The sequence below is a fragment of the Pseudomonas sp. Tav-5-1A genome, from assembly GCF_055755055.1.
Window position 1 is genome coordinate 4,667,983 of the sequence record NZ_CM146901.1, and the last position, 24,351, is coordinate 4,692,333.

The following is a 24,351-nucleotide window of genomic DNA, read 5'->3' on the forward strand; positions in this document are numbered from 1 at the left end:
TTTCCGCTGCGACTGTCGCCGGTTTTAGCATCAGCAATCCACCATGGCAGCCAACTGCGCACCGACTTGGTAGCACGAACCGGTCACCGCCGGGGCACCGAAACGCTATTGATAAGCGCGTACCAGATTCGCAGGGCTTCCACTTGTCGCAAATTGGCCGATACGCCGCCGGGCGTCGAAGATCTACCGGCCAGCGCAAATTTGGATGACTCCATGATCGTCGATACGACGTCTGCGGATGCCGCCGTTAGCTGTTGCTGGAATTCCTCAGGCGTTCTCATCGGATGATCCTTGGGTGGCAATCCTTCAGGTTGCGCGCAATTAGATACATCCGCAAACAATCATCAATCGCCACCCCGGCCAGCCATCGGCAGGCGGGCGGCTGCCTAGACGCAAGGACCAACGAATGGCCGAGCACAACATCGTCAGCATTAGCGGCGGTAAAGATAGTACGGCCACATTGTTGGTCGCCCGTGAGCTGGAGGTGCCAAACCTCAGCGCTGTATTTGCCGATACCGGTCATGAGCATCCCGCGACATATGACTACGTGCATTACCTGGCCGAAGCTACGGGCATCCCGATCCGCTGGGTGACGGCTGACTTCACGCGCCAGATCGCAGGCAAGCGCAAGTTCATCGAATCGAAGTGGCGCGAGAAGGGTGTGCCGGAGGCGGTGGTGCTCGGCGCGCTAGAAGTTCTGCATCCGACGGGCAACCCCTTCCTAGACATGTGCCTGTGGAAAGGTCGGTTTCCCAGCACCAAAGCCCGCTTCTGCACGGACGAACTTAAGCGCAATCCGATCATTGAAGAGGTGTTCATGCCCCTGATGGACGGAACGAACCTGGTGCTATCGTGGCAGGGCGTCCGAGCGGATGAGTCGTTAAACCGGCGCTACCTGCCCGAGTGCGACGAGGTTGGGGCCGGCCTGTTCAATTACCGCCCCATCCTCAAATGGCCAGTATCGGCTGTGTTCGAAGCGCATCGAGCCGCAGGTATCGAGCCAAATCCACTTTACCTGCAGGGCTGCAATCGTGTTGGCTGCATGCCCTGCATCATGTGCGCCAAGGATGAGTTGCGCGAGATTGCCATCAGGTGGCCCGCGGAGGTCGATCGGGTTCGCGAGTGGGAGCGCCTGGTAAGCATTGCAAGCAAGCGCGGCGCCGCCACGTTCTTCGCCACGGTGACCGATCCCACCGTCAGCCCAACGGACATAGTGAGCGCAGTAACGCATGGCATAGACCGTATAGTCGAGTGGAGTAACACAGCGCGTGGCGGTCGGCAGTTCGATATGGTCGACTTGATCGCCCGCACAGACAGCCAAGGAAAGTGCTCCTCCGCTTACGGGCTTTGTGAATAACCCTCCCTCCTCTTTATCGCCAACAAAGTTAAGCATCTGCGGAGTAACTTCTGAGGCCATTGCCCATGAACATGTTTCCTTCATGCATATAGCCACTGCCGTCATCGATGCCAAAAGCCAGCGAATTTTGTGCGAGGATTTCCCTCAACTTACGCAAATCGGCAGGCTCAGTCGGCAGTTTTATCAGGACTGACCGTACATGCGGGTCTGATGGGTCTGACGAGGAATTTAGATACTCAAAGCCAGCTAGCGATTGTAACAAGCGATCATGACCGCCCACCTTACGGTTACGGAGACGATGCTCGACTTCAATAGTAAAGGCGACTGCATAGCTAGTACGCTCCAGATCCGGAGTTGGGGCGTCCTCCCAATGATCATGGGGGCCACTATCAATCCAGTACGGACCACTTCCAAACCATGCTGGCTGACTCTCTGCCAGCAAAGCGACGTCGTAAGCAGACTTTACGGTAGAGGCAATCTCTAGCGTGTGCGATCCCATGCTGATGACCAGCATGCCGGTAGCAGCAAGCCATTTGAGATGGCTCACGAACTCATCAAACGACTGACAAAATTTGCGCATCCTTCGCCCTCCCTTCCGTCAGTCCTGAATATATCCAACTGGGGATCTTCATGACCACAGCAATCGATCTGTTCGCCGGCCTCGGCGGATGGTCTACTGGCGCCCGCGCAGCGGGCGTCGACGTTCTCTGGGCTGCCAACCACTGGCCCGAGGCCGTGAAGTGGCACGCCGCCAATCACCCCGCCACCGACCACGTGTGCCAGGACCTGCACCAAGCGCGCTGGGAGCAGGTGCCAGCGCACGACCTGCTGCTGGCATCGCCTTGCTGCCAGGGGCACTCGAAGGCGCGCGGGAAGGCATCGGGAAACCCACAGCACGATTCGTCCCGCTCCACCGCCTGGGCCGTTGTGTCGGCGCTTGAGTACCACCGGCCGGCGGGCGGGGTGGTGGAGAACGTCCCAGAGTTCGTGAGCTGGGCCCTCTACCCGGCCTGGCTGCAGGCGGTTCAGGCGCTGGGCTACCAGGTCGCCCCACACATCATCGATTGCGCGGACCTGGGCGTGCCCCAGCACCGGGTGCGCCTGTTCCTGGTGCTGACCCGCAGCCGGGCACCGTTGATGCTGGAGCTGCACCGGCGCCAGCACGTGCCCGCCGCCAGTTTCCTCGACTTTACCGCGGGCAAGTGGTCGCCCATCGAGAAGCCAGGCCGGGCCGCTGCAACCCTGGCGCGCGTGGCCAACGGCCGGGCCGGATTCGGCGAAGAGTTCATCATGCCCTATTACGGCAAGGGCTCGGGCCTCACCGGTCGGTGTACCAGCCGCCCCATCGGAACCATCACCACGCTCGACCGCTGGGCCCTGGTGCGCGGTGGCGAAATGCGGATGCTCAGCGCCAGCGAAGCCCTGGCCGCCCAGAGCTTCCCGGCCAGCACCCTGCGGCCGGACAACCACCGGCTGACCATGCACATGGCTGGCAATGCGGTTCCGCCGCTGGCCGGCCAGCGCATCCTCGAAGCCATGATGGCCGCCGCGTGAGCCTCAAATATCCTGCCGGATCGAATAGAGGACGTTATTCGCGTCGTCAGGAATCAGCCACTCTTTCCCAACCGAGTAAATCTTCCCGACCAGCTCTGAGTTAGCCGCATACAGCCCGTCATCGATGATCTGAAAGCGCGGGACACCTTTTTCATCAACAACGACCCCATCAGCCTGAATCGGACCTACGGCTGGGGCCACGGGCCATCGACCTGCATAGAGCGTAAAACTGTGTTTTTTGAATTCTTCGATCATCCCCAATTCTCCACCTGGCTAAAGCGTCAACTGTAGTCGATGCCGGCGCGGGCCGACCAAAACCTCAAGGGGTACAAATGTACTCCCTACCTATCACAGCCTGCTGCGGCAGGCGCAGAGGACAGATAGATGAACCACCACCCTGACGACCAGGCGGAAATCGACCGCCTCCACTCAGCATTCATCACCGAGGACGAGCCCAACAACGAGCAGGTGATGGCCTTCCAGGATGCGAGCTACGCGCTGGGCCTGAAGCGGGGCCAGGCCCATGAGGCGGCCCTGCAGCAGCGCCTGAACGAAGCAGATCAGCACCTGGATAACGCCACAGCAGTCCTGCGCGCCGTCTACAACCGGGGCCACGTCAGCCACTATGGCATGACCAAAATTGAAGACTTCTTCAGCCAACTGACTAAGGACGGCTCGGAGGTGTGTGCGAAGTGCCGCGGCAAGGGGTCGTTTCTGATAAGCACCGTCTGCGGACAGGCTCGAAAGGCCTGCGGCTGCACTGATAGCCCGGAGGTGGGATCATGAGCAAGCCAAAAGTGCGCGCCAAAACCGGCGCCCAGGTCACCTTGACAGTGGAGCTGACCAACCTGGGGTCTTGGGGGCCTAGCTGCACCATCGACCAGGTTTGTCGGCAGGCCCAATCTGCTGCGCTCAATAGGATGCTTAGCGCATTCAATGACCCAAAGGTTGGAAGTATTCGCGTTGTTCGCGTTGATAAGATCGAAGTAGTCAGCACTGAAGTCGAGGTGTCGCAATGAGCAACGACATGATCGGCGTGCCGCGTGAGCTGGCTGAAGGTCTCGCGAAGGCCTTGAAACTTTTCACCGGCCACGACAGCTACCCAAACCTTCGGCACCACTATGGCAACGCGTGGTGGGAGCCCATCGACAAAATGCGCGAGGATCTGTGCACCGCCCTTGCCCCGCGCTGCACCTGCACCTCCGGCGACGGCTCGCTGCGGTGGCCTTGCCCGGTGTGTCCGCCTGAGCCGGTAATGCGCCTTGAATGCGAAAAGCTGCTCGGTGGTGACGGCGAATACGCCGTCGATTTCGTCCAGCCTGGATGGCTGAAGGAATGTCGAGAAAAAGGCGGCACCTTCTTGCTATACAGCCATCCCCCCGCCCAGCTCAGAAAATCTTGAGCCGGCCCGGAAAATCTTCACTCCCGCCCTTTCCCCTCAGATTTCTTTCACTTTCAAGCCAGCCGCTGTAGCGGTGTGGCGAGGATCAGTCATGCTTGAAGAAATGATTACGTTCGTGAATGGCGCGCCGGCCGAGTGCGGGTGCCAGATCAAATTCAGTGACGGAGGTGGCCAGTTCTCCGATGTGCACCGCGTAACCCTGTGCGCAGCGCACGCGCCGAAGCCCTTCGGGCCGGTGCTGGTCGAGCGCCAGAAGGACGGCTGGTGGTGGCACCCAGGCATCCCGGACTTTGGCGGCGGCGAAGACCCTGCGCCTTACGACGCCTGGGCGGCCGAACAGGGCTTGCAGCTTAAAGGCTGGCACTCTGGGGACGAACTCGAAGACCTGCCCGACGAAGATGCAGCCTGCACAGCTTGGAATCCAGAGTCGCCCGGCCCTGAGTGGTTCTTGATGGGAATTTTCGATACCGAGGACGGCCCGTATGTGCAGTGGGCCCGGCGGGTGACTCCATGAACCAGCCCAAGGAACGCCCCATCCTGTTCTCGGCGCCCATGGTGAGCGCCGCCATGTTTGGTGCTCAGCCAGCGGCCCATTTAAGCCCCAACATGGAGGCCTGTCCTGCGACGGCTGCGCCTGTCGCCAATGCTTTCGCACGGTCGACGCCAAGTTCCATCGCGCTCGACAGTGAATGTTCGGGAACAGCGGAGTAGAACTCTTCGAGCTCGGCGGCACCTTGCCGGTACACGCCAATGAACATTTCCGTGGCGCCCTTTCTGGAAAGGCGCACCTGGACCTCGAACTCGGTGCCGTTACGTAACTCCTCTGCATGACACCGGCTGTGTAGCTCACAGTCCGACCATGCCCAGTACTTCTGGCCTCTTTGTCTCATGATCATTGCTCCGAAGGCAGTAGATCAGTAACGCATACAAACAGGCCTCGCGGCGGTAAATCGCCCAACTCGTTTGGCTGATGAAACTCTTCGCTTATGCGTTGCCGCGATAGACGCCGCAAATGCTTCCCGCTAGTGCACACACCTTTTGATTCCCCCCTCCTCCTACTGCCTGCCGGGTTCGGCGGGCGAGGTATCGCTATGCGTATCGGAAGACTATTTATCGGATTCAAAAAACATTACGGCAGCAGCAAGTCAGGCGTTATCGCCTGCTGGGATCAGCCTTGCGGCTACTGGCGCTGGGTTATCGACTGGTCGCCACCAAGGAGGCTGATCTGTTGGCCTGCGATAAAGCCATCGTTTGGCCGCGGCACTATGTACAGCCCAGGTCGCGGGCACTTCGGTGCTTGGACTGAACTGCCTTTAATCGGCTGTCTCTCGATCAGAACCCAACCTTCATATCCAAAGCCCTAACCCCTTCTGCCGCCATAGGGCGGATGGAGCATACCCATGGCAAACGCCACAGCGGCCAAGGCCACCAGCATTCAGCCGCGGTTCATTCGCTTCGGCGACGCCCCGGGCTACCTGGGCATGTGCCGGGACGAGTTCAACAAGACCGTCCGGCCCCACATCAGGGAATTTCCCATCGGAAAACAGGGCGTTGCCTTCGACCGGCATGAGCTGGACGAGTGGGCTGACGCTTACATCACGGCCAAGGCGATTGAAAAAGCCGCCAATCAGGACAACAATCGGCCTCGCAGCGAGCGCCAAGGAGAAAAACTATGGCGCGAAAAACGATTACCGGTCTCTACGAAAAAGGTGGGATCTGGCAAATCGATAAGGTCTTCCGGGGCCAGCGAATTCGAGAAAGCACTGGCACTGGTGACCGGGAAGAAGCAGAGCAATACCTGATTCACATGCTCGAAAGGCTACGCCAGGAACGGGTGTATGGAGTACGACGCACCCGTACCTGGGATGAGGCCGCAGCGAAATTCCTGATGGAGGTGAAGGATCAGCCGTCAATCAAGCTGACAATCCATCACCTGAAGCATCTGCAGCCGTACCTGCAAGACTTGCCGTTGACGCACATCGACGACCAGGCCCTAAAGGAGTTTATTGCGGATCGGTTGAGCGGGATGGTTCTGCCTTGCGGCAAGCAGTTGAAGCCGGTGGCCCCCAGAACAGTGAACCTGTCCATCGAGCGGGTGATACGGGTCTTGAATCTGTGCGCAAGGAAATGGAGGGATGAGGAGCGCAGGCCTTGGCTCGACTCCGTGCCGATGCTGAGGAAGCTGGACCTGAAGAAGAAACAGCGGCTGCCCTACCCCATGACCTGGGAAGAGCAGTCGATTCTGTTTGGGGAGCTACCGACACACCTGCAAACGATGGCCCTGTTCAAGGTGAACACAGGCTGCCGCGAGCAGGAGGTCTGCAAGCTGAGGTGGGATTGGGAGATTCACGTGCCGGAGCTGGGGACCAGCGTGTTTCTGATCCCCTCCGACTTTGGCGGCAGGAATGAGAAATCCGGGGTGAAGAACGGCGACGAACGCCTGGTGGTGCTGAACAGCGTGGCCAAGTCGATCATCGACCGCCAGCGCGGCCTAAGCAGGGAATGGGTTTTCCCCTACAACGGCACGTGCATGCATCGGATGAACGATTCGGCCTGGAAGAAAGCGCGGGTGAGAGCGGCGAAACTCTGGCAGGAGGAAAACCTTCGCCCCGCTCACCCCGGGTACGCATCGATCAGGGTTCACGATCTGAAGCATACATTCGGTCGCCGGCTGCGTGCAGCAGGAGTTACTGAAGAGGACCGGAAGGCGTTGCTCGGTCACAAGAACGGCAGCATCACCAGCCACTACTCCGGCGCGGAGCTGGGCAAGCTGATTGAGGCTGCGAACATGGTATCAGCTACCGACTCTCGCGGGCCGGTCCTGACGATCTTGAAGAGGAGGACAGGATGAAGTCCCGAAAATCTCCCCACAAATGAAAAAGCCCAACCTTTTCAGATTGGGCTAAGTCATTGAATTATATGGTCGGGACGGAGTGATTCGAACACTCGACCCCTAGCACCCCATGCTAGTGCGCTACCGGACTGCGCTACGCCCCGACTAGGCGTGAAACTTGTTGCTTTAGAGCTGTTCCTTGTTGAAGGGAACGATCAAGAATATACCGCAAGCTTTTGAAAAGTGGAAGTATTTTCTCGACCCGATTTGTTACTTTTTCAGTACGACCAACACGTCTTCCAGTTCCGAGATCATCTGACGAATCAGCTGCTTGTACTGGGTGGTGTCGTCCTTGGCTTCGTCGCTGGACAGGCGCAGGCGCGCGCCGCCAATGGTGAAGCCCTGGTCGTAGAGCAGGGCGCGGATCTGCCGGATCATCAGCACGTCCTGGCGCTGATAATACCGGCGGTTTCCGCGGCGCTTGACCGGGTTGAGCTGAGGAAACTCCTGCTCCCAGTACCGCAGTACGTGGGGTTTTACGGCGCAAAGTTCACTGACCTCACCAATGGTGAAGTAGCGTTTGCCAGGAATCGGCGGAAGCTCGTCGTTATGACTTGGTTCCAGCATATGCCTCAACTCGGGCCTTCAACTTCTGCCCTGGACGAAAGGTGACCACACGGCGAGCCGTGATCGGGATTTCCTCACCGGTTTTCGGGTTGCGGCCAGGCCGCTGGCGCTTGTCGCGCAGGTCAAAATTGCCGAAACCGGACAGTTTGACCTGCTCGTTGTCTTCCAGAGCGTGCCTGATTTCCTCGAAAAACAGTTCGACCAATTCCTTGGCCTCCCGTTTGTTCAGGCCCAGCTCTTCGTAAAGACGCTCGGCCATCTCAGCTTTCGTCAGAGCCCCCATGCGCTACTTCCTTAACGTGGCATTCAACCTTTGTTCGAGCGAGGTGAGGATAGCTTGCGTCGTGGAATTCACCTCATCGTCATTAAGAGTGCGCGATGGATGCTGCCAGGTCAAGCCAACTGCAAGGCTTTTTCTATTGGGATCAATACCTTTACCTTGGTAGACGTCAAAAAGGCTGAGGTCCGTGAGCCATTCCCCTGCATTTTCACGAATAACCTGCATGATCGCGCTAGAAGGCACTTCAAGATCCGCCACCAAGGCCAGGTCGCGACGCACTTCAGGGAACCGGGACAGTTCCGAGAACTTCGGCAACTTGCCTTCGGCCACTTCCGCCAGCACCAGCTCGAAGACGAACACCGCGCGGTCCAGGCCCAGGGCTTTTACCAGCTCTGGGTGCAGGGCGCCGAGGTAGCCGACTTCGCGACCTTCACGCACGATGCGCGCGGTCTGGCCCGGGTGCAGCGCCGGGTGCTTGCCTGGCTCGAAGCTGAACTGTGCCAGCGCGCCGGCGAAGCCCAGCACCGCTTCCACGTCCGCCTTGGCGTCGAAGAAGTCCACGGTGTCACGGCCTTGTGCCCAGCCTTCCGGCAGGCGGGTGCCGCAGATCAGGCCGGCCAGCATGGGCTCCTGCTTCAGGCCGTCCAGCTGGCCAACGAAGCGCAGGCCGCTTTCGAACAGGCGCACGCGGGTCTGCTGGCGGTTGAGGTTGTGTTGCAGCGCCTTGACCAGGCCCGGCAGCAACGAACTGCGCATGGCAGCCATGTCGTTGGAGATCGGGTTGGCCAGCAGCAGCGGCTCGACACCTGGGTTGAACAGTTCGAACCACTTCGGATCGATGAAGCTGTAGGTGATCGCTTCCTGGTAGCCACGGGCGACCAGCAGGCGACGCAGCTCCGGCAGCTCGCCACGGGCTTCGGCCTTGGCTTGCGGCGCCAGGCGGGCTTGCGGGTAGCGAACCGGCAGGTGGTTGTAACCGTACAGGCGCGCCAATTCTTCGATCAGGTCCACTTCCAGGCTGATGTCGAAGCGATGGCTTGGCACCTCTACGCGCCATTGGCCTTCACCTTCGGCAACGATGCCCAGGCCCAGGGCGGCGATCAGGCTTTCGATCTGCGCGGCTGGCATGTCCATGCCCAGCATCTGGCTGACGCGCTCGGCACGCAGGGTGATCGGCGCGATGTTCGGCAGGTGCTGCTGGCTGACGGTCTCGATGATCGGGCCAGGCTCGCCACCGGTGATTTCCAGCAGCAGGCCAGTGGCGCGCTCCATGGCTTCGCGGGCCAGGTTGAAGTCCACGCCACGCTCGTAGCGGTGCGAGGCATCGGTGTGCAGGCCGTAGGAACGAGCCTTGCCAGCGACGGCGATCTGGTCGAAGAACGCGCTTTCCAGGAAGATGTCGCGAGTCTTGGCGGTCACACCGCTGTGCTCGCCACCCATGACACCGGCGATGGCCAGGGCACGGCTGTGGTCGGCGATGACCAGGGTGTCGGCGCGCAGGGTGACTTCCTGGCCGTCCAACAGGACGAGCTTCTCGCCCTCCTCGGCCATGCGCACGCGAATGCCGCCGTTGATTTCAGCCAGGTCGAAGGCGTGCAGCGGCTGGCCCAGTTCGATCATCACGTAGTTGGTGATGTCGACGGCAGCGTCGATGCTGCGCACGTCGCTGCGGCGCAGGCGTTCCACCATCCACAGCGGCGTCGGCTTGGACAGGTCGACGTTGCGGATGACGCGGCCCAGGTAGCGTGGGCAGGCGGCAGGCGCCAGCACTTCCACCGGACGCACTTCGTCGTTGACCGCAGCCACGGCAGGCACCACCGGACGCGCGACGGGAGCGGCGTACAGCGCGCCCACTTCGCGGGCCAGGCCGGCCAGGGACAGGCAGTCGCCGCGGTTCGGGGTCAGGTCGACCTCGATGCTGGCGTCGTCCAGGCCCAGGTACACGCGGAAGTCTTCACCCACCGGCGCGTCGGCCGGCAGTTCCATCAAGCCGTCGTTGCCCTCGCCCACTTGCAGTTCGGACTGCGAGCAGAGCATGCCGTTGGACTCGACGCCACGCAGCTTGGCCTTCTTGATCTTGAAGTCGCCAGGCAGCTGGGCGCCCAGGGTGGCGAACGGGATCTTCAGGCCCGGGCGCACGTTCGGCGCGCCGCAGACGACCTGGAAGGTCTCGGTGCCGTTGCTGACCTGGCAGACGCGCAGCTTGTCGGCATCGGGGTGTTGCTCGGTGCTCAGCACTTCGCCGACGATCACGCCGGTGAATTCGCCAGCCGCGGGGGTGACGCTGTCCACTTCCAGACCGGCCATGGACAGACGGGCCACCAGCTCATCGCGGCCGACCTGCGGGCTTACCCAGCCACGCAGCCATTGTTCACTGAATTTCATCCTGCTCTCCTAATAATTCGTTTAGCGAAATTGCGCGAGGAAGCGCAAGTCGTTGTCGAAGAACAGGCGCAAGTCATTGACGCCATAACGCAGCATGGCGAGGCGCTCGGCGCCCATGCCGAAGGCGAAGCCCTGGAACTCTTCAGGGTCGATGCCAGACATGCGCAGCACGTTCGGGTGCACCATGCCGCAGCCCATCACTTCCAGCCAGCCAGTCTGCTTGCACACGCGGCAGCCTTTGCCGCTGCACATCACGCACTGGATGTCGACTTCAGCCGAAGGCTCGGTGAACGGGAAGTAGGACGGACGGAAGCGCACGGCCAATTCTTTCTCGAAGAACACCCGCAGGAATTCCTCAATGGTGCCTTTCAGGTCCGCGAAGTTGATGTCGCGGTCGATCAGCAAGCCCTCGACCTGATGGAACATCGGCGAGTGGGTGATATCCGAGTCGCTGCGGTATACCCGGCCTGGGCAGACGATGCGAATCGGAGGCTGCGAAGATTCCATGGAGCGGACCTGCACCGGCGAGGTGTGGGTGCGCAGCAGCATGTTCGCATTGAAATAGAAGGTGTCGTGCATCGACCGGGCCGGGTGGTGGCCTGGGATGTTGAGCGCCTCGAAGTTGTGGTAGTCGTCTTCCACCTCAGGGCCTTCGGCGATGCCGTAGCCAATATGGGTGAAGAACTGCTCGATCCGCTCCAGGGTGCGAGTGATCGGGTGCAGGCCGCCAGAGGCCTGGCCGCGGCCCGGCAGGGTCACGTCGATCTGCTCGGCAGCGAGCTTGGCACTCAGTTCGGCTTCTTCGAAACCGGCCTTGCGTGCGTTGAGGACTTCTGTAACACGCTCCTTGGCGACGTTGATCAGCGCGCCGACTTTCGGGCGCTCATCGGCAGGCAGGTTGCCCAGGGTCTTCATCACCTGAGTCAGTTCGCCCTTCTTGCCAAGGAAGTGAACCCGGATCTGCTCCAGGGCATTGATATCTTCAGCGTTTTGCACGGCCTCCAGAGCTTGAGAGACCAGCGCATCCAGGTTTTCCATGTACAGACTCCAGATACAAAACAGGGGAAGAGCTTAAAGGCTCTTCCCCTGTTTATGACGTTTAACACCCGAAGCCGTGGAAAACGGCCCCGGGTGATTGTCGTGGGTACTTAGGCCAGAGTGGCTTTAGCTTTCTCGACAATCGCAGCAAACGCCGCTTTTTCGTTCACTGCCAGATCAGCCAGAACCTTACGGTCGATCTCGATGGACGCTTTTTTCAGGCCAGCGATGAAACGGCTGTAGGACAGACCGTTTACACGAGCACCAGCGTTGATACGGGCGATCCACAGAGCGCGGAACTGACGCTTCTTCTGACGACGGTCGCGGTAGGCGTATTGGCCTGCCTTGATGACCGCTTGCTTGGCAACACGGAATACGCGCGAACGCGCGCCGTAGTAGCCTTTAGCCAGTTTCAGAATCTTTTTGTGACGCTTACGGGCAATGACGCCACGCTTTACACGAGCCATGAGTAACTTCCTCTATCTTTGACCGAAAATTAACGAAGGCGCAGCATGCGCTCGACTTTTGCAACGTCCGATGCGTGCAGCAGGCTGCTGCCGCGCAGTTGACGCTTACGCTTAGTCGACATTTTGGTCAGGATGTGGCTCTTGAAAGCGTGCTTGTGCTTGATGCCGTTAGCGGTTTTCAGGAACCGCTTAGCTGCACCACTCTTGGTTTTCATCTTTGGCATGTTCGGATACTCCGCATTCAGTTGATAAACATAACCGCAAGGCCTGCCGTGCCCTGGTGGTTATTTCTTTTTCTTGGGGGCGATGACCATGATCAGCTGGCGTCCTTCCATCTTAGGATGCTGCTCGACGGAACCGTACTCCAGCAGGTCTTGTTCGACGCGCTTGAGCAGCTCCATCCCCAGCTCCTGGTGTGCCATCTCACGGCCGCGAAATCTCAACGAAATCTTGGCCCTGTCCCCATCACTAAGGAAACGTACCAGGTTGCGTAGTTTTACCTGGTAATCCCCTTCCTCCGTCCCTGGACGAAACTTGATTTCTTTTACCTGGATCTGCTTCTGGTTCTTCTTCGCCGCAGCAATCTGCTTCTTCTTCTCGAAGATCGATTTGCCGTAGTCCATGACTCGGCAAACCGGAGGCACTGCGTCGGCAGAAATTTCTACCAGATCCAGCTTCGCTTCTTCAGCGATACGAAGCGCTTCATCAATCGAGACGATGCCAACCTGCTCGCCGTCAGCGCCAATTAACCGAACCTCGCGTGCCGAGATATTCTCGTTGATCGGGGCTTTCGGTGCAGCTCGTTTATCTTGTCTCATTTCACGCTTAATAATAATTACTCCGAATCTTGGCGACCACGCCGGGAAACCGCTTGTGCGAGGAACTCGGTGAACTGGGCGACGGGCATGGAGCCCAGGTCTGCACCTTCACGGGTACGCACAGCGACAGTTTGCGTTTCGACTTCCTTGTCCCCGATAACCAGGAGATAAGGAACCTTGAGCAACGTATGCTCGCGGATTTTAAAGCCGATCTTTTCATTTCTCAAGTCAGACTTGGCACGGAACCCGCTTTCCGTCAGATTTTTTTCCACGGATTGCACAAAATCGGCTTGTTTATCAGTGATGTTCATGATCACTGCCTGGGTTGGCGCCAGCCAGGCCGGGAACGCACCTTCGTAGTGCTCGATCAGGATACCGACGAAACGCTCGAACGAACCCAGGATTGCACGGTGCAGCATGACCGGATGCTTGCGACCGTTGTCCTCGGACACGTACTCGGCGCCCAGGCGGATTGGCAGGTTGAAGTCCAGCTGCAGCGTACCGCACTGCCAGACGCGACCCAGGCAATCCTTCAGGGAGAACTCGATTTTCGGACCGTAGAACGCACCCTCGCCCGGCTGCAGGTCGTACGGCAGGCCAGCAGCGTCCAGCGCGGCGGCCAGGGCGGACTCAGCACGATCCCACAATTCGTCGCTGCCTACACGCTTTTCTGGACGAGTGGAGAGCTTGAGTTGGATATCCTTGAAGCCGAAGTCGCTGTACACGTCCATGGTCAGCTTGATGAACGCGGCCGATTCGGACTGCATCTGCTCTTCGGTGCAGAAGATGTGCGCATCGTCCTGGACGAAGCCGCGCACGCGCATGATGCCGTGCAGGGCGCCCGAAGGCTCGTTGCGGTGGCAGGCACCGAACTCGGCCAGGCGCATCGGCAGCTCGCGGTAGCTCTTCAGGCCCTGGTTGAACACCTGCACGTGGCATGGGCAGTTCATCGGCTTGATGGCGTAGTCGCGGTTTTCCGACTCGGTGGTGAACATGTTTTCGGCGTAGTTGGCCCAGTGGCCAGACTTTTCCCACAGGCTGCGGTCAACGACCTGGGGAGTCTTGATCTCCAGGTAGCCGTTGTCACGCTGCACCTTGCGCATGTACTGCTCGAGCACCTGGTACAGGGTCCAGCCGTTCGGGTGCCAGAACACCATGCCCGGCGCTTCTTCCTGGAGGTGGAACAGGTTCAGGCGCTTGCCGATCTTGCGGTGGTCGCGTTTTTCCGCTTCCTCGATGCGCTGGATGTAGGCGGCCAGCTGCTTCTTGTCAGCCCAGGCGGTACCGTACACGCGCTGCAGCTGCTCGTTCTTGGCATCGCCACGCCAGTAGGCGCCCGACAGCTTGGTCAGCTTGAACGACTTGAGGAAACGAGTGTTCGGCACGTGCGGGCCGCGGCACATGTCGACGTATTCTTCGTGGTAGTACAGGCCCATGCTCTGGGTGTCGGGCATGTCCTCGACCAGGCGCAGCTTGTAGTCTTCGCCACGGGCGGTGAACACGTCGATGACTTCGGCACGCGGCGTGACTTTCTTGATGACGTCGTACTCGGTGTCGATCAGCTGCTGCATGCGCTGCTCGATGGCAGCCATGTCGTCAGGCGTGAAAGGACGCTCGTAGGCGATGTCGTAGTAGAAGCCTTCGTCGATGACCGGGCCGATGACCATCTTGGCGGTCGGGTACAGCTGTTTGACCGCGTGGCCCACCAGGTGCGCGCACGAGTGGCGAATGATTTCCAGCCCCTCTGCATCCTTGGGGGTGATGATCTGCAGGGTGGCGTCGTGTTCGATCAGGTCGCAGGCGTCGACCAGGTTGCCGTCGACCTTGCCGGCGACGGTGGCCTTGGCCAGCCCCGCACCGATGGATGCGGCGACTTCGGCGACCGAAACCGCGTGATCGAACGAACGTTGACTGCCGTCGGGAAGAGTAATGATGGGCATGGCGCCTCCTCTCCTAGTGGTGACCCCTACCAAAGGTCACGTGGGTTGGGATGAGCCAGTACAAGATTCGGCGGTATGCCTGCCTCACAGTGGCAGGAGCCGCTAGGCCAACCAGGACCGAACCAGAGTGACTGGAATAGTAAAAATGGTAACTCGGCATTGCGGTTGCCAAAGGAGCAACCCGCACCTGTCGAGGCCGATCACTCTAGCATATAAAACTACCGATGAGTGGTCGAAACCGGCAGGCTTGCAGGAACTTGATCGCTCGCCTTCACTCTGATGCAGGGCAAGCCATACTTCGAGTCAACCTGAACCCAAGGAGCATTACGGTATGCGTCTTCAATCGCTTTTCCTTTCCCTGGCCGCCTGCGCCGCGATCACCCTGCCCCAGCTGGCCAGCGCCGGCGAGTGGCCTGCGGGGGCGGAGAGCCAGTTCGTGTCGCAGTGCGAGAAATCCGCCGGCGAGCACACCACGGCCGACAAGGCCAAGGCCGCCTGCGCGTGCAGCGACAAGGCCATCACCAGCAAGCTGAGCACCGAGGAACTCAAGCAGGTTGCCAACTCGGACAACGGCGTGGACGCCCAGCTGCAGAAGAAAATGATGGACGCCGCTGCCAGCTGCCGCAGCAAAAAATGACCCGTTTTTCCGCCTTGCGTGCTGCTGCATGACCCACAGGGCCCGAAAATGGGCCCTGCATGGGTGAAATCTGTGTTTTTTTTCGGCTTTTTTTTAGCCCGCTTTTTTCCGCCAAACCCAATGAATTCAAGGGTATGGCGGGTTTTGCGGGTCAGGGACGAAAAAATAGCTGAGACAAATGCGCATCTAAAGAGCTATTCGGTCGAACAATTAGACTATGATAGCCCGGTGTGCCCAGTTGGCCTGAGCAGCACAGCACTACTTAATATGTTTCTTGGAGATACACCATGTCTAATCGCCAAACCGGCACCGTAAAATGGTTCAACGATGAGAAAGGCTTCGGCTTCATCACTCCTCAAGGTGGCGGTGACGACCTGTTCGTACACTTCAAAGCTATCGAATCCGACGGTTTCAAAAGCCTGAAAGAAGGCCAGACCGTTTCGTTCGTGGCTGAGAAAGGCCAAAAGGGCATGCAAGCTGCTCAAGTTCGCGGCGAGTAATCTCCCGAGCTAAAAAAAACCCGTCCTGGTGACGGGTTTTTTTGCGCCTGCGATTTGCCGCCAGGCGGTCAGCCGCAGTTGACGCGGGTGACGGTGCCGCTGCCATCGGCGTTGAGGTTCAGGCGGTCGGAGCGGTATTCCAGGGTCATCACGTCATTGGGCTTGAGGATACGGGCGATCTGCGAGCCCGAGCGGGTGCGCGCCTGCTCCAGCAATTGCGGGGTAGCCGGCTTGCCCACGGCGAACTGTGCGCCTTCGGCGTTGCAGCGGCCGTCGTTTGCTACCGCCGGCGAGCCACTCGCCGAACCACTGTCGCCCGAACCACCGCCGGACGATGCACAGCCCGCCAGGGCCATTGCCGCCAGCAGGGTCAACCATGATGCACGCATGCAGGACATGAAGCCTCCTTTGAGAAAATAGAACAGCCCCTGTGCGACAACGCGCGCGCGCAAGGGTTGCATGACACGCAGTCTGCCCCAGCCGTCCGGGGCTGGCGCAGCGCAATCGTGTCTAAATGTTAATAGACGTCGATGTAGTCGAAGGGCGGGTTAGGCCAGTTTTGTTTCAAGGCATTGAAGATCTGCTGCACCCACACGTCGTCACAGGCCGCTACCTCGCCCACGTAGCCTGAGCCGGCCGCCCAGGTTTCCAGGCGAAAACACAGGCCCTCGATGTCCTGGCCACCGACCACGGTGGACAGCCAGGCGCGACCGTCACGGCGGACCCGCAGCTGGTTGTGGACATGGTCGTCGCCCGCGGCGATCAGCTGGCGCACGGCGTCGAGGGTGAAGGCGTTCGGGTCATTCAAATCGATGTGCACAGGGGTATCCAGCCAGGCAAATAAGCCCGATTTTGGCACGATCCGCGCTTTATGCCTAAGTAGGAGTGCCAAACACTGCCGCAGATGGTTTACTTGGGCTCCCCGTGCAGGCCATTTGCCGCAACGGGGCTCAGCGGCCAGGGAAACGGCCCCGCTGATGCCATTCCCCCTGCTCAGGTAATTCACGCACCATGGCCAACGTAACCCTAGACGCCGACATCAAAGCCAGGTGGCCCCAGGGCCAATGCTCCTACAGCCCGGGCACCCCGGAGGAACTGGCGATCATTGCCATCGACCTGCTGGTCAAGGAACTGGGCACGTCGGCGGCGCAGTCGTTCATCGAGCAGGTGTTCAGCAAACACATCGCCCTAGCAGCCCTGTAGCAGCAACTGTCTTGAAGCGGCGTCGTCTGACACCGCGCATCCCCCGGCATACCGCGCAGCAGCCGGACGCAGCCTGCGGCAGCTGCTACGCGGATCGGTGTAGCCGCTGCCGAAGGCTGCGCTGCCCCTTCTCCACGCTGAAATTCTTCAGTGCACGCCGGGGCCAGCGCAGCCTGGCGGCAGCGGCTACAAATCACGCGCAGCACCTGTAGCAGCGGCCGTAGGCCGCGTCCGAACACACCGCGCAACGCCCGGCATACCGCGCCGCAGGCTGCGCTGGCCCTTCCCCACGCTGAAATTTTTCAGTGCACGCGGGGACCAGCGCAGCCTGGCGGCAGCGGCTACAGATCGCGCGCAGCACCTGTAGCAGCGGCCGCAGGCCGCGTCCCGCGCCCCGCCGGAGTTAAAAGGTAACGCCCGCTACCAGGATGATGTTGCTGTAGGGCTGGCATTCGCCGGTACGCACCACCGCGCGGGCCTGGCGGGTCAGTTGCTTGAACTCTTCGTGGCTGAGCAGCTGCCGCTCACCCAGGGCGCCCTCCCCGTCCAACTGCTGCAACACCCCTAGCGCCGGTGGCTGCGCGCCCAGAACCTCGCGCGCCAGCACGTGGCTTTCCACCTGCATTTCACTGAGGATCACCTTCAGGGTCGAGACGAAGTCCGGCACGCCGGGCGTCAGCGCCAGGTCGATCAGCTCCACGCCCGCAGGCACCGGCAAACCGGCGTCACCGATCACCACCAGGTCACCGTGCCCCAGTGAGGCGATCAGCCGCGACAGGGCGATGTTGAGCAAAGGTGTCTTCTTCATGGGCGCGCGAACCCCGCCACGTCTGCCTGGGTCGGAATCGACGGCTGTGCGCCCGCTCGGGTGACGGACAAAGCGGCGGCCACCTGGCCGAAGGCAATGGCCTGGCGTTCGCTTTCACCGCGCGACAGCGCTGCGGCAAAGGCGCCGACGAAGGTATCGCCCGCCGCCGTGGTGTCCACCGCCTGCACCGTGGGCGCGGCGAAATGCTCGAAGCCGCTGCCATCGGCGAACAGCGAACCCTGGGCACCCAGGGTAATGATTACCTTGCGCGCACCTCGGGCCAGCAGCCAGGTGGCCGCCTGCTGCGCACTGGCAACAGAATCCACCGTAATACCGGTCAGAGCCAGCGCCTCGCTTTCGTTGGGGATCAGGTAGTCGATGTGCGCGAACCAGTCGGCCGGCAGCGGCGCGCTGGCCGGCGCCGGGTTGAGGATCACGGTCTTGCCCAGCTCGCGGCCGCGCTTGAGCGCGAACGCTACGGTCGGTGCCGGCACCTCCAGCTGGCAGACGATCACCTCGGCCTGCTGCAACAGCGCATCGGCGGCCGACACCCGTTGCGGGGTGACCTCGCCATTGCCGCCGGCGACGATGACGATGGCGTTCTGGCTGGCGTCATCGACGACGATCAACGCCACGCCACTGCTGACGCCCGGCACCGCATCCACTGCCTGGCAGTCGATACCCTCGTCCAGCAACGCCTGGCGCAGCTGCGCGCCGTAGGCATCGTCGCCCACACAGCCGACCATCGCCGTGGGCGCCCCCAGGCGCGCCGCAGCCACTGCCTGGTTGGCGCCCTTGCCGCCCGGCACCGTGGCGAAGCCGCTGCCCACCACGGTTTCACCCGGCTGCGGCAACCGCGGGGCGCGGGTCACCAGGTCCATGTTCAAACTGCCTACTACCACAACTTTCGCTTGCATGTGCCTGCACTCTGTTTCAGCGGTATTCATTGAAAAGGTCCGAACGCGGCGCGGTGGATTCGCGCAACACGATGCTCGGCGCGACGATCTGCTGGCTCACGCCCTCCCCGGCCTTGCCGGCCACGCGCAGCAACAGGCGCTCGGCGGCCTGCTCGCCGAGCTGGCGAATCGACTGGCCCACGGTGGTCAGCGCCGGGTACACGTAACGGCACAATTGGATGTCATCGAAGCCGATCACCGACAGCTCGCCGGGCACGCGAATATTGCGCTCGGCGGCCGCACGCAGCACGCCCATGCCGATCATATCGTTAGCGGCAAAAATCGCCGTCGGCCGCTGCGAGCCATCCAGCAGCTGGCCGGCCGCCCGGTAGCCACCAGGGCCACTGAAATCGCTCTCCAGCACCCGCAGCGGCTGGCTGTCGACGCTGAACTCGGCCAGCGCCCGCCGGAAGCCGGCCAGGCGCATCTGCGCCACGCTGGTGTCCGCCGGGCCATTGATGCAGGCGATGTCGCGGTGCCCCAGCTCCAGCAGGTGCCGGGTGGCCAGGTAGCCGCCCAGCTCGTGGTCGATGCGCACCAGGTCTGCGGCCACGCCGTCCAGGCTGCGGTCGACAATCACCATGGGCGTGCGCACCGTGGCCAGGCTGCTGAGCAGGTCGCTGTCCTCGCCCACCGAGGCGACGATCAGGCCATCGACGCGCTTCTCCAGCAGCACACGCAGGTAGCTGCGCTGCTTCTTCGGGTCGTCGTCGGAGTTGCACAGGATCACGCAGTAGCCGTTGCGTTCGCAGAAGTCCTCGATACCGCGCGCCAGCTCGGCGAAGTACGGGTTGATGCTGTTGGGCACCAGCAGGCCGATGGTGGCCGTGCTGCGCGCCTTCAGCGAACGCGCCACGGCGCTGGGCACGTAGTCCAGCTGGGCAATGGCGGCCTCGACCTTGAGCCGCACCGGCTCGCTGACCGGCCGCGTCTTGTTCAGCACATGGGACACGGTGGTGTAGGAAATGCCCGCCAATGCGGCCACATCTTTAATGGTTGCCATGACTCAACTCCGCTTCCGGGCACGCTGGCTACGGTAGGTGTCGAGCACCACCGCCACCACGATGACAGCACCGGTAATGATGCGCTTGGTCGGCTCGGTGGCGCCGATCTGCGCCAGGCCCGCGGCCAACACTGAAATAATCAGCACGCCGAAAAAGGTGCTGATGACCGAGCCGCGGCCGCCCATCAGGCTGGTGCCACCGATCACCACGGCGGCGATCACCTGCAGCTCCAGGCCGGAACCGGCGTTGGGATCGGCCGCCTCCAGGCGCGAGATCTGGAACAGCGCGGCCAGGCCGGCCAGCAGGCCCATCAGCGAGAACACCAGGATTTTGTACGGCTTGGGGTTGATGCCCGCCAGGCGCACGGCCTCCTCGTTGGTGCCGATGCCGATCAGGTAGCGGCCAAACACCGTGCGGGTCAGCACCGCCTGGGCGAGGACGATCACCAGCAGGGCGATGATGAACGACGGCGAGATGCCCAGCGCGACGGGGTCGGATAACCAGGCGAAGGCATCACCGATGTAGGCGGTGCGCGAGTCGGTCATTTGGTAGGCCACGCCGCGGGCCATCTCCAGCACGCCCAGGGACACGATGAACGAGGGGATGCGCCAGGCCACGGTGATGGAGCCGGTGATGGTACCGGCCAGCGCCGCGCAGCCCATGCCCAGCACGGCGGCCGGCAGCACGCTCCAGCCCCAGCCGAGGATCGCCACGCTGACCGCCGAGGCCGCCAGCGCCAGCACCGAGCCCACCGACAGGTCGATGCCGCCGATGATCAGCACGAAGGTCATGCCCACGGCCAGCACCATCAGGTCGGGGATCTGGTTGGCCAGGGTGCTGAAGGTGTTGTAGGACAGGAAGTGATCGCTGAGCAGCGAGAAGAGCACGATCATGGCCAGCAGCGCGCCGGCCAGGCCCAGGTAGGTGCCCAGGCCGAAGTAGGTGCCGCTGCGCTTGGCCGCAGGCGAGGCCTGGGGCAGTACGGGAGTTTTCATGCAAGGTTCCTGGGCGCTGTATCGCTGACCAGCGCGTCTCGTTTTTGATAGCCGGCAAAGGCTGCCGCCAGCAGTTGGTCCTGGGTCCAGTGGTCGCGCTCGAAGGTGTCGATCAGGCGCCCGGCCGAGAGCACGCCGATGCGGTCGCAGATCAGCATCAGCTCGCGCAGGTCGCTGGACACCACCACCAGCGCCTTGCCCTGGCGCGTCAACTCGCCCAGCAGCGCGTAGATGTCGAACTTGGCGCCCACGTCGATGCCACGGGTAGGCTCGTCGAACAGCAGCACCGAGCAGTCACGCTCCAGCCAGCGGCCGATCACCACCTTCTGCTGGTTGCCGCCCGACAGCTGCGACACCAGTTGGTCCGGGCTGGAACTGCGAATGCGCATGGCGGCGATCTGGCGCTGGGCCAGTTCGCGCTCGGCGCCGCCGTTGACCACGCCGCCGGCGGAAATCGCCGGCATGTTGCCCAGGGCAATGTTGGCGCTGATCGACTGCGGCAGCAGCAAGCCTTCGCCCTTGCGGTCCTCGGTGATCAACGCAATGCCGTGGGCCACCGCGTCGGCTGGCGAGCCGATGGCGGCCTTGCGCAGCGGCGCGCCCACCTCGACGTGGCCGCTGTCGGCGGCGTCGGCGCCGAAAATCAGCCGCAGCAGCTCGGTGCGGCCGGCGCCAATCAAGCCGGAAATGCCGAAGATCTCCCCGCGGCGTACCTCGAAGGACACGTCCTTGACCTTGTCCGCGCGGCTGAGGTTTTTCACCGCCAGCACCGGCTCGCCGATGCTGCGCGCGCCCAGGTCGATGTGCTCGCCCAGCTCGCGGCCGACCATCAGGTTGACCAGTTGCTCACTGTTGTACTGGCTCATCTCGTCCACGCACACCAGCTGGCCGTCGCGCAGCACGGCGATGCGCTGGGCCACCCGCGCCAGTTCTTCCAGGCGGTGGGAGATGTAGACGATGGCCACGCCTCGGGCCTGCAGGCGGGTGATCTGCTCGAAGAGCATTTCCACTTCGCGCGAGGTCAGCATGGCGGTCGGTTCATCGAGGATCAGCACGTGGCAATCGCCGATCAGGTTGCGGGCAATTTCCACCATCTGCTGGTGGCCAATGCCCAACTCGCCCACCAGGGTGTCCGGGTCGATGGCCTCCAGGCCCACTTGGGCCATGGCTGCCAGCGCCGCTTCGCGCAAGCGCTTGCGGCTGATCCAGCCGGCACGGCTGGGCAGGTTGTCGAGGAACAGGTTCTCCGCCACCGACAGCGTCGGCAGCAGGTTCAGCTCCTGCATCACCATGCGCACGCCCAACGCCTCGGCGGCCGCGCGGCTGCCGGGCTGATAGGGCTGGCCCTGGTACTGCATTTCACCCACGGTGGCCACTTCCAGGCCACCAATGATCTTCGACAAGGTACTTTTGCCGGCGCCGTTCTCGCCGGTCAGCGCCAGTACCTCGCCACGCACCAGGCTCAGGTCGATGCCAGAGAGCACGGGCTGGGCGTAGGTCTTACCGATACCACTGACCGAGAGTACGACGTTCGGGGCAGCAGCTGACATAGGAATTCTCCAGGCGCCCGCCTCCCGTTACCGGAAGCGCGGGCGCGGCAGTGCAGGGAATCAGGGCTTGGTGACCAGCTCTACCGGGGTTTCGATCACGCCATTGGCGGCGCCATCCACGGGCTCGTGCTTGATCATCTTCAACGCGGCCTGGATGCCGAACACCGCCTGCTTGGCGGCGAACTGGTCGGCCGTGGCCAGCACGCGACCGTCCTTGAGCATTGGCTTGATGGCGTTGATGTTGTCGTAGCCCACCACCTGCACCTTGCCGGCCTTGCCGGCGGCGCGCACGGCAGATACCGCGCCCAGGGCCATGCTGTCGTTGCCGGCCAGCAGGGCCTTGAGGTCCGGGTATTCGCTGAGCATGGCCGACGCCACGGCGTTGGCCTTGTCGATTTCCCAGTTGCCCGACTGCACCGAGACGATCTTCATCTGCGCGGCGTCCATGGCGTCCTTGAAGCCGGCGGTGCGCTGCTGGGCGTTGGTGGTGGTCGGCACGCCTTCGATGATGCCCACCTGGTCGCCGGCCTTCAGCTGCTTGGCCAGGTACTCACCCACCAGGCGCGCGCCCTTGCGGTTGTCGGGGCCCACGAACGGCACGCTGATGTCCTTGCTCTTGAGCACGGCAGGGTCCAGCTGGTTGTCGATGTTGATCACCGTGATGCCGGCGTCCATGGCCTTCTTGATCACCGGCACCAGGGCCTTCGAGTCAGCCGGGGCGATAACCAGCGCGTCGACCTTGGAAACGATCATTTGCTCGACGATGCGGATCTGGTTGGCGGTGTCGGATTCGTCCTTGATGCCGTTGGAGATCAGGTCGAAGTCGGTGGCATGGGCCTTCTGGTAGTCCTTGGCGCCGTCTTCCATGGTCAGGAAGAATTCGTTGGCAAGGGACTTCATCACCAGCGCCACTTTCGGCTTGGTGGTGTCGGCAATGGCCTGGGACAGGGGCGCGGCAGCGCAGACGGCGGCCAGGAGGGAGACAGCGAGGAAACGTCCAGCGAATGGCAATTTCATGGGTCACTCCGATCTTATGATTATTGTTTGCAGCGGATATGCGCAGAGATCGTGCTGAAAGGATAAAGCCAGGATCCCTCAACGCAAACGTTTGCGTGAGTGAACTATGCGAACGCCGCGCCACTTTGTCAACGGGTCGCGCGGCTAATTTTGCGGCGCCTGCGAGGTGGGTCACAGGCGTGGGGAAAGTCCTACGGGCGGCCAAACCACCCGGAGTCACAGCATAGCGCAGGTAGGGCCATCAGTCTTCGGGCTTGACCGTGGCCACCTCATCGGCGCGTACGCGCACGTGCTTGCCGGAGACGTCGGTGAACTCGTAGAAACCGTCGGCACTCTTGGTGTCCGGCTTGGCGCGGGTGATGTACTGGGTGCCGTTCTGCAAGGTGACTACCGTCTGCGTGGAGCAACCGGCGAGGCTGGCAGTGGCCACCAGCACGCTGGCGAAGATCAGGTTCCGGGTATTCATCTGACGTCTCCTGGGGCATGAAGGGGCGCTTCCTACTGCATAAGAGCCGCGAATAAACAGAAAAATTTCCTGGCCGCGCAGCAAATCATGAAATTCGCGGTCAGAAGCGCGCTTCTTCAGTAGACCCGTTGCGAAATTGCCCACAGTGAAATACTGTATGCACGTACAGCAAAATAAGGAATGCTTCGTGGCCAACTCATCTTCAGCCCCTTCCCCGCTCGACAGCTACCAACAGCTGGGTCTGCGCATCTCGAAAATCATCAACGCGCCTACCGCGCAAAAGGCCAAGTCGGCGCTGATTTTCAAGCTGGACCACGAATCGCCCGAGGACTGGGCGCAGCTGCTGGAGGAGATCGGCGAGAACGACAACGTCACCCTCGCCTGGCGTGACGACGGCGGCGTACAGATTTTCTGGGTCGTGCCCAAGGAAGACTGAGCCCGCTTCGCCTCGCTTCTTACAGTGGCGGGCCGCCCCCATGGCCCGCCCCTCCCCTCGTTTTTGATTGGAATCATG

Annotated in this window: 32 protein-coding genes and 1 tRNA gene; 12 read left to right on the plus strand and 21 right to left on the minus strand. The window is 61.6% G+C overall.

The window, feature by feature from the left end; translation table 11 throughout:
- Window positions 1-406: 406 nt before the first annotated feature.
- On the plus strand, window positions 407-1,357 hold the full coding sequence (locus tag AC0J42_RS21260; protein ID WP_473003632.1) for a phosphoadenosine phosphosulfate reductase domain-containing protein: 951 nt from the start codon (window positions 407-409) through the stop codon (window positions 1,355-1,357).
- A gap of 28 nt (window positions 1,358-1,385) precedes the next feature.
- Here AC0J42_RS21260 and AC0J42_RS21265 read toward each other — a convergent pair whose 3' ends face one another.
- Window positions 1,386-1,937 (minus strand): hypothetical protein, encoded by a 552-nt coding sequence (locus AC0J42_RS21265; RefSeq protein ID WP_473003634.1) that lies wholly within the window; start codon window positions 1,935-1,937, stop codon window positions 1,386-1,388.
- Window positions 1,938-1,987: 50 nt separating this feature from the next.
- On the opposite strand from AC0J42_RS21265, the gene AC0J42_RS21270 reads away from it, so the two are divergent.
- The gene (locus tag AC0J42_RS21270) at window positions 1,988-2,911 is read left to right on the plus strand and encodes a DNA cytosine methyltransferase (RefSeq protein WP_473003636.1); all 924 of its coding nucleotides are present in this window, start codon (window positions 1,988-1,990) and stop codon (window positions 2,909-2,911) included.
- 3 nt (window positions 2,912-2,914) lie between these two features.
- Here AC0J42_RS21270 and AC0J42_RS21275 read toward each other — a convergent pair whose 3' ends face one another.
- A complete protein-coding gene (locus AC0J42_RS21275; protein ID WP_473003638.1) occupies window positions 2,915-3,166 on the minus strand; it encodes a hypothetical protein in 252 nt (83 codons plus the stop codon).
- Between the two features lie 129 nt (window positions 3,167-3,295).
- Between AC0J42_RS21275 and AC0J42_RS21280 the strand changes: the two genes are divergently transcribed.
- From AC0J42_RS21280 to AC0J42_RS21295, 4 genes are all read left to right on the plus strand, one after another.
- On the plus strand, window positions 3,296-3,697 hold the full coding sequence (locus AC0J42_RS21280; RefSeq protein ID WP_473003639.1) for a hypothetical protein: 402 nt from the start codon (window positions 3,296-3,298) through the stop codon (window positions 3,695-3,697).
- Window positions 3,694-3,930, plus strand: a complete 237-nt coding sequence (locus AC0J42_RS21285; protein ID WP_473003640.1) for a hypothetical protein — start codon at window positions 3,694-3,696, stop codon at window positions 3,928-3,930. Before AC0J42_RS21280 ends, AC0J42_RS21285 begins: the two co-directional genes overlap by 4 nt.
- Window positions 3,927-4,313, plus strand: coding sequence for a hypothetical protein (locus tag AC0J42_RS21290; protein ID WP_473003642.1), 387 nt, complete (start codon window positions 3,927-3,929; stop codon window positions 4,311-4,313). Before AC0J42_RS21285 ends, AC0J42_RS21290 begins: the two co-directional genes overlap by 4 nt.
- Window positions 4,314-4,404: 91 nt before the next feature.
- Window positions 4,405-4,827 carry a hypothetical protein gene (locus tag AC0J42_RS21295; protein ID WP_473003644.1) on the plus strand — a complete coding sequence of 141 codons (423 nt, stop codon included), beginning with the start codon at window positions 4,405-4,407 and terminating at the stop codon, window positions 4,825-4,827.
- A 64-nt stretch (window positions 4,828-4,891) separates the two neighbouring features.
- Here the strand turns inward: AC0J42_RS21295 and AC0J42_RS21300 are convergent, their stop codons facing one another.
- A complete protein-coding gene (locus tag AC0J42_RS21300) occupies window positions 4,892-5,209 on the minus strand; it encodes a hypothetical protein (protein ID WP_473003645.1) in 318 nt (105 codons plus the stop codon).
- A gap of 504 nt (window positions 5,210-5,713) precedes the next feature.
- On the opposite strand from AC0J42_RS21300, the gene AC0J42_RS21305 reads away from it, so the two are divergent.
- Entirely contained in the window at window positions 5,714-6,115 is a 402-nt protein-coding gene (locus AC0J42_RS21305; RefSeq protein ID WP_473003647.1) for a hypothetical protein, read from the plus strand.
- Window positions 6,037-7,164: a tyrosine-type recombinase/integrase gene (locus tag AC0J42_RS21310; protein ID WP_473006891.1), complete on the plus strand. Its 1,128-nt coding sequence runs from the start codon at window positions 6,037-6,039 to the stop codon at window positions 7,162-7,164. Before AC0J42_RS21305 ends, AC0J42_RS21310 begins: the two co-directional genes overlap by 79 nt.
- Window positions 7,165-7,233: 69 nt before the next feature.
- On the opposite strand, the gene AC0J42_RS21315 is transcribed toward AC0J42_RS21310, so the two are convergent.
- From AC0J42_RS21315 to thrS, 9 genes are all read right to left on the minus strand, one after another.
- A tRNA-Pro gene (locus AC0J42_RS21315) sits at window positions 7,234-7,310 on the minus strand.
- A gap of 106 nt (window positions 7,311-7,416) precedes the next feature.
- On the minus strand, window positions 7,417-7,773 hold the full coding sequence (locus AC0J42_RS21320) for a MerR family transcriptional regulator (RefSeq protein WP_158155781.1): 357 nt from the start codon (window positions 7,771-7,773) through the stop codon (window positions 7,417-7,419).
- Window positions 7,754-8,056, minus strand: a complete 303-nt coding sequence (gene ihfA / locus AC0J42_RS21325) for an integration host factor subunit alpha (RefSeq protein ID WP_002553164.1) — start codon at window positions 8,054-8,056, stop codon at window positions 7,754-7,756. The genes AC0J42_RS21320 and ihfA overlap by 20 nt, the downstream gene beginning before the upstream one ends.
- 3 nt (window positions 8,057-8,059) lie before the next feature.
- Window positions 8,060-10,438 (minus strand): phenylalanine--tRNA ligase subunit beta, encoded by a 2,379-nt coding sequence (gene pheT / locus AC0J42_RS21330; protein WP_416425647.1) that lies wholly within the window; start codon window positions 10,436-10,438, stop codon window positions 8,060-8,062.
- 21 nt (window positions 10,439-10,459) lie between these two features.
- Window positions 10,460-11,476 (minus strand): phenylalanine--tRNA ligase subunit alpha, encoded by a 1,017-nt coding sequence (gene pheS / locus AC0J42_RS21335; RefSeq protein ID WP_416425648.1) that lies wholly within the window; start codon window positions 11,474-11,476, stop codon window positions 10,460-10,462.
- Window positions 11,477-11,586: 110 nt separating this feature from the next.
- Window positions 11,587-11,943, minus strand: a complete 357-nt coding sequence (gene rplT / locus AC0J42_RS21340; protein WP_002553161.1) for a 50S ribosomal protein L20 — start codon at window positions 11,941-11,943, stop codon at window positions 11,587-11,589.
- Window positions 11,944-11,972: 29 nt separating this feature from the next.
- Window positions 11,973-12,167 carry a 50S ribosomal protein L35 gene (gene rpmI, locus AC0J42_RS21345; protein WP_027620572.1) on the minus strand — a complete coding sequence of 65 codons (195 nt, stop codon included), beginning with the start codon at window positions 12,165-12,167 and terminating at the stop codon, window positions 11,973-11,975.
- 60 nt (window positions 12,168-12,227) lie between these two features.
- Entirely contained in the window at window positions 12,228-12,779 is a 552-nt protein-coding gene (gene infC, locus AC0J42_RS21350) for a translation initiation factor IF-3 (protein WP_176572446.1), read from the minus strand.
- The gene (gene thrS, locus AC0J42_RS21355; protein WP_416425649.1) at window positions 12,779-14,701 is read right to left on the minus strand and encodes a threonine--tRNA ligase; all 1,923 of its coding nucleotides are present in this window, start codon (window positions 14,699-14,701) and stop codon (window positions 12,779-12,781) included. Before thrS ends, infC begins: the two co-directional genes overlap by 1 nt.
- A 331-nt stretch (window positions 14,702-15,032) precedes the next feature.
- Between thrS and AC0J42_RS21360 the strand changes: the two genes are divergently transcribed.
- Together AC0J42_RS21360 and AC0J42_RS21365 are read left to right on the plus strand one after the other, a co-directional pair.
- A complete protein-coding gene (locus tag AC0J42_RS21360) occupies window positions 15,033-15,338 on the plus strand; it encodes a hypothetical protein (protein WP_416425650.1) in 306 nt (101 codons plus the stop codon).
- Between the two features lie 287 nt (window positions 15,339-15,625).
- Window positions 15,626-15,838, plus strand: a complete 213-nt coding sequence (locus AC0J42_RS21365; protein ID WP_003234260.1) for a cold-shock protein — start codon at window positions 15,626-15,628, stop codon at window positions 15,836-15,838.
- A 68-nt stretch (window positions 15,839-15,906) separates the two neighbouring features.
- On the opposite strand, the gene AC0J42_RS21370 is transcribed toward AC0J42_RS21365, so the two are convergent.
- Both AC0J42_RS21370 and AC0J42_RS21375 read right to left on the minus strand, forming a co-directional pair.
- Window positions 15,907-16,236 (minus strand): I78 family peptidase inhibitor, encoded by a 330-nt coding sequence (locus AC0J42_RS21370; protein WP_416425651.1) that lies wholly within the window; start codon window positions 16,234-16,236, stop codon window positions 15,907-15,909.
- Window positions 16,237-16,355: 119 nt separating this feature from the next.
- Entirely contained in the window at window positions 16,356-16,658 is a 303-nt protein-coding gene (locus tag AC0J42_RS21375; protein ID WP_416425652.1) for a hypothetical protein, read from the minus strand.
- Window positions 16,659-16,849: 191 nt separating this feature from the next.
- Between AC0J42_RS21375 and AC0J42_RS21380 the strand changes: the two genes are divergently transcribed.
- Entirely contained in the window at window positions 16,850-17,041 is a 192-nt protein-coding gene (locus tag AC0J42_RS21380) for a hypothetical protein (RefSeq protein WP_416425654.1), read from the plus strand.
- 403 nt (window positions 17,042-17,444) lie between these two features.
- Here the strand turns inward: AC0J42_RS21380 and rbsD are convergent, their stop codons facing one another.
- From rbsD to AC0J42_RS21415, 7 genes are all read right to left on the minus strand, one after another.
- Entirely contained in the window at window positions 17,445-17,849 is a 405-nt protein-coding gene (rbsD, locus tag AC0J42_RS21385) for a D-ribose pyranase (protein WP_473003664.1), read from the minus strand.
- Window positions 17,846-18,766: a ribokinase gene (gene rbsK / locus AC0J42_RS21390; protein ID WP_473003665.1), complete on the minus strand. Its 921-nt coding sequence runs from the start codon at window positions 18,764-18,766 to the stop codon at window positions 17,846-17,848. The genes rbsD and rbsK overlap by 4 nt, the downstream gene beginning before the upstream one ends.
- A 16-nt stretch (window positions 18,767-18,782) precedes the next feature.
- On the minus strand, window positions 18,783-19,808 hold the full coding sequence (locus tag AC0J42_RS21395) for a LacI family DNA-binding transcriptional regulator (RefSeq protein ID WP_473003667.1): 1,026 nt from the start codon (window positions 19,806-19,808) through the stop codon (window positions 18,783-18,785).
- 3 nt (window positions 19,809-19,811) lie between these two features.
- On the minus strand, window positions 19,812-20,804 hold the full coding sequence (locus tag AC0J42_RS21400) for an ABC transporter permease (RefSeq protein ID WP_416425658.1): 993 nt from the start codon (window positions 20,802-20,804) through the stop codon (window positions 19,812-19,814).
- On the minus strand, window positions 20,801-22,354 hold the full coding sequence (locus tag AC0J42_RS21405) for a sugar ABC transporter ATP-binding protein (RefSeq protein ID WP_416425659.1): 1,554 nt from the start codon (window positions 22,352-22,354) through the stop codon (window positions 20,801-20,803). The genes AC0J42_RS21400 and AC0J42_RS21405 overlap by 4 nt, the downstream gene beginning before the upstream one ends.
- Window positions 22,355-22,414: 60 nt before the next feature.
- Window positions 22,415-23,371 carry a substrate-binding domain-containing protein gene (locus tag AC0J42_RS21410; protein WP_473003669.1) on the minus strand — a complete coding sequence of 319 codons (957 nt, stop codon included), beginning with the start codon at window positions 23,369-23,371 and terminating at the stop codon, window positions 22,415-22,417.
- 241 nt (window positions 23,372-23,612) lie between these two features.
- Window positions 23,613-23,837, minus strand: a complete 225-nt coding sequence (locus tag AC0J42_RS21415; protein ID WP_416425662.1) for a YgdI/YgdR family lipoprotein — start codon at window positions 23,835-23,837, stop codon at window positions 23,613-23,615.
- 136 nt (window positions 23,838-23,973) lie between these two features.
- Between AC0J42_RS21415 and AC0J42_RS21420 the strand changes: the two genes are divergently transcribed.
- Window positions 23,974-24,273, plus strand: coding sequence for a DUF1654 domain-containing protein (locus tag AC0J42_RS21420; protein ID WP_416425663.1), 300 nt, complete (start codon window positions 23,974-23,976; stop codon window positions 24,271-24,273).
- Window positions 24,274-24,351: the final 78 nt, after the last annotated feature.

Coding starts and splice junctions, on each gene's coding strand:
- AC0J42_RS21410 (WP_473003669.1), bottom strand. CDS start 23,371: ATGAAATTGCCATTCGCTGGACGTTTCCTCGCTGTCTCCCTCCTGGCC.
- AC0J42_RS21370 (WP_416425651.1), bottom strand. CDS start 16,236: ATGTCCTGCATGCGTGCATCATGGTTGACCCTGCTGGCGGCAATGGCC.
- rbsD (WP_473003664.1), bottom strand. CDS start 17,849: ATGAAGAAGACACCTTTGCTCAACATCGCCCTGTCGCGGCTGATCGCC.
- AC0J42_RS21405 (WP_416425659.1), bottom strand. CDS start 22,354: ATGTCAGCTGCTGCCCCGAACGTCGTACTCTCGGTCAGTGGTATCGGT.
- AC0J42_RS21365 (WP_003234260.1), top strand. CDS start 15,626: ATGTCTAATCGCCAAACCGGCACCGTAAAATGGTTCAACGATGAGAAA.
- AC0J42_RS21395 (WP_473003667.1), bottom strand. CDS start 19,808: ATGGCAACCATTAAAGATGTGGCCGCATTGGCGGGCATTTCCTACACC.
- AC0J42_RS21290 (WP_473003642.1), top strand. CDS start 3,927: ATGAGCAACGACATGATCGGCGTGCCGCGTGAGCTGGCTGAAGGTCTC.
- AC0J42_RS21300 (WP_473003645.1), bottom strand. CDS start 5,209: ATGATCATGAGACAAAGAGGCCAGAAGTACTGGGCATGGTCGGACTGT.
- AC0J42_RS21400 (WP_416425658.1), bottom strand. CDS start 20,804: ATGAAAACTCCCGTACTGCCCCAGGCCTCGCCTGCGGCCAAGCGCAGC.
- rplT (WP_002553161.1), bottom strand. CDS start 11,943: ATGGCTCGTGTAAAGCGTGGCGTCATTGCCCGTAAGCGTCACAAAAAG.
- pheS (WP_416425648.1), bottom strand. CDS start 11,476: ATGGAAAACCTGGATGCGCTGGTCTCTCAAGCTCTGGAGGCCGTGCAA.
- AC0J42_RS21265 (WP_473003634.1), bottom strand. CDS start 1,937: ATGCGCAAATTTTGTCAGTCGTTTGATGAGTTCGTGAGCCATCTCAAA.
- AC0J42_RS21320 (WP_158155781.1), bottom strand. CDS start 7,773: ATGCTGGAACCAAGTCATAACGACGAGCTTCCGCCGATTCCTGGCAAA.
- thrS (WP_416425649.1), bottom strand. CDS start 14,701: ATGCCCATCATTACTCTTCCCGACGGCAGTCAACGTTCGTTCGATCAC.
- AC0J42_RS21260 (WP_473003632.1), top strand. CDS start 407: ATGGCCGAGCACAACATCGTCAGCATTAGCGGCGGTAAAGATAGTACG.
- pheT (WP_416425647.1), bottom strand. CDS start 10,438: ATGAAATTCAGTGAACAATGGCTGCGTGGCTGGGTAAGCCCGCAGGTC.
- AC0J42_RS21285 (WP_473003640.1), top strand. CDS start 3,694: ATGAGCAAGCCAAAAGTGCGCGCCAAAACCGGCGCCCAGGTCACCTTG.
- rbsK (WP_473003665.1), bottom strand. CDS start 18,766: ATGCAAGCGAAAGTTGTGGTAGTAGGCAGTTTGAACATGGACCTGGTG.
- AC0J42_RS21380 (WP_416425654.1), top strand. CDS start 16,850: ATGGCCAACGTAACCCTAGACGCCGACATCAAAGCCAGGTGGCCCCAG.
- AC0J42_RS21415 (WP_416425662.1), bottom strand. CDS start 23,837: ATGAATACCCGGAACCTGATCTTCGCCAGCGTGCTGGTGGCCACTGCC.
- AC0J42_RS21270 (WP_473003636.1), top strand. CDS start 1,988: ATGACCACAGCAATCGATCTGTTCGCCGGCCTCGGCGGATGGTCTACT.
- ihfA (WP_002553164.1), bottom strand. CDS start 8,056: ATGGGGGCTCTGACGAAAGCTGAGATGGCCGAGCGTCTTTACGAAGAG.
- AC0J42_RS21280 (WP_473003639.1), top strand. CDS start 3,296: ATGAACCACCACCCTGACGACCAGGCGGAAATCGACCGCCTCCACTCA.
- rpmI (WP_027620572.1), bottom strand. CDS start 12,167: ATGCCAAAGATGAAAACCAAGAGTGGTGCAGCTAAGCGGTTCCTGAAA.
- AC0J42_RS21295 (WP_473003644.1), top strand. CDS start 4,405: ATGCTTGAAGAAATGATTACGTTCGTGAATGGCGCGCCGGCCGAGTGC.
- AC0J42_RS21360 (WP_416425650.1), top strand. CDS start 15,033: ATGCGTCTTCAATCGCTTTTCCTTTCCCTGGCCGCCTGCGCCGCGATC.
- AC0J42_RS21305 (WP_473003647.1), top strand. CDS start 5,714: ATGGCAAACGCCACAGCGGCCAAGGCCACCAGCATTCAGCCGCGGTTC.
- AC0J42_RS21275 (WP_473003638.1), bottom strand. CDS start 3,166: ATGATCGAAGAATTCAAAAAACACAGTTTTACGCTCTATGCAGGTCGA.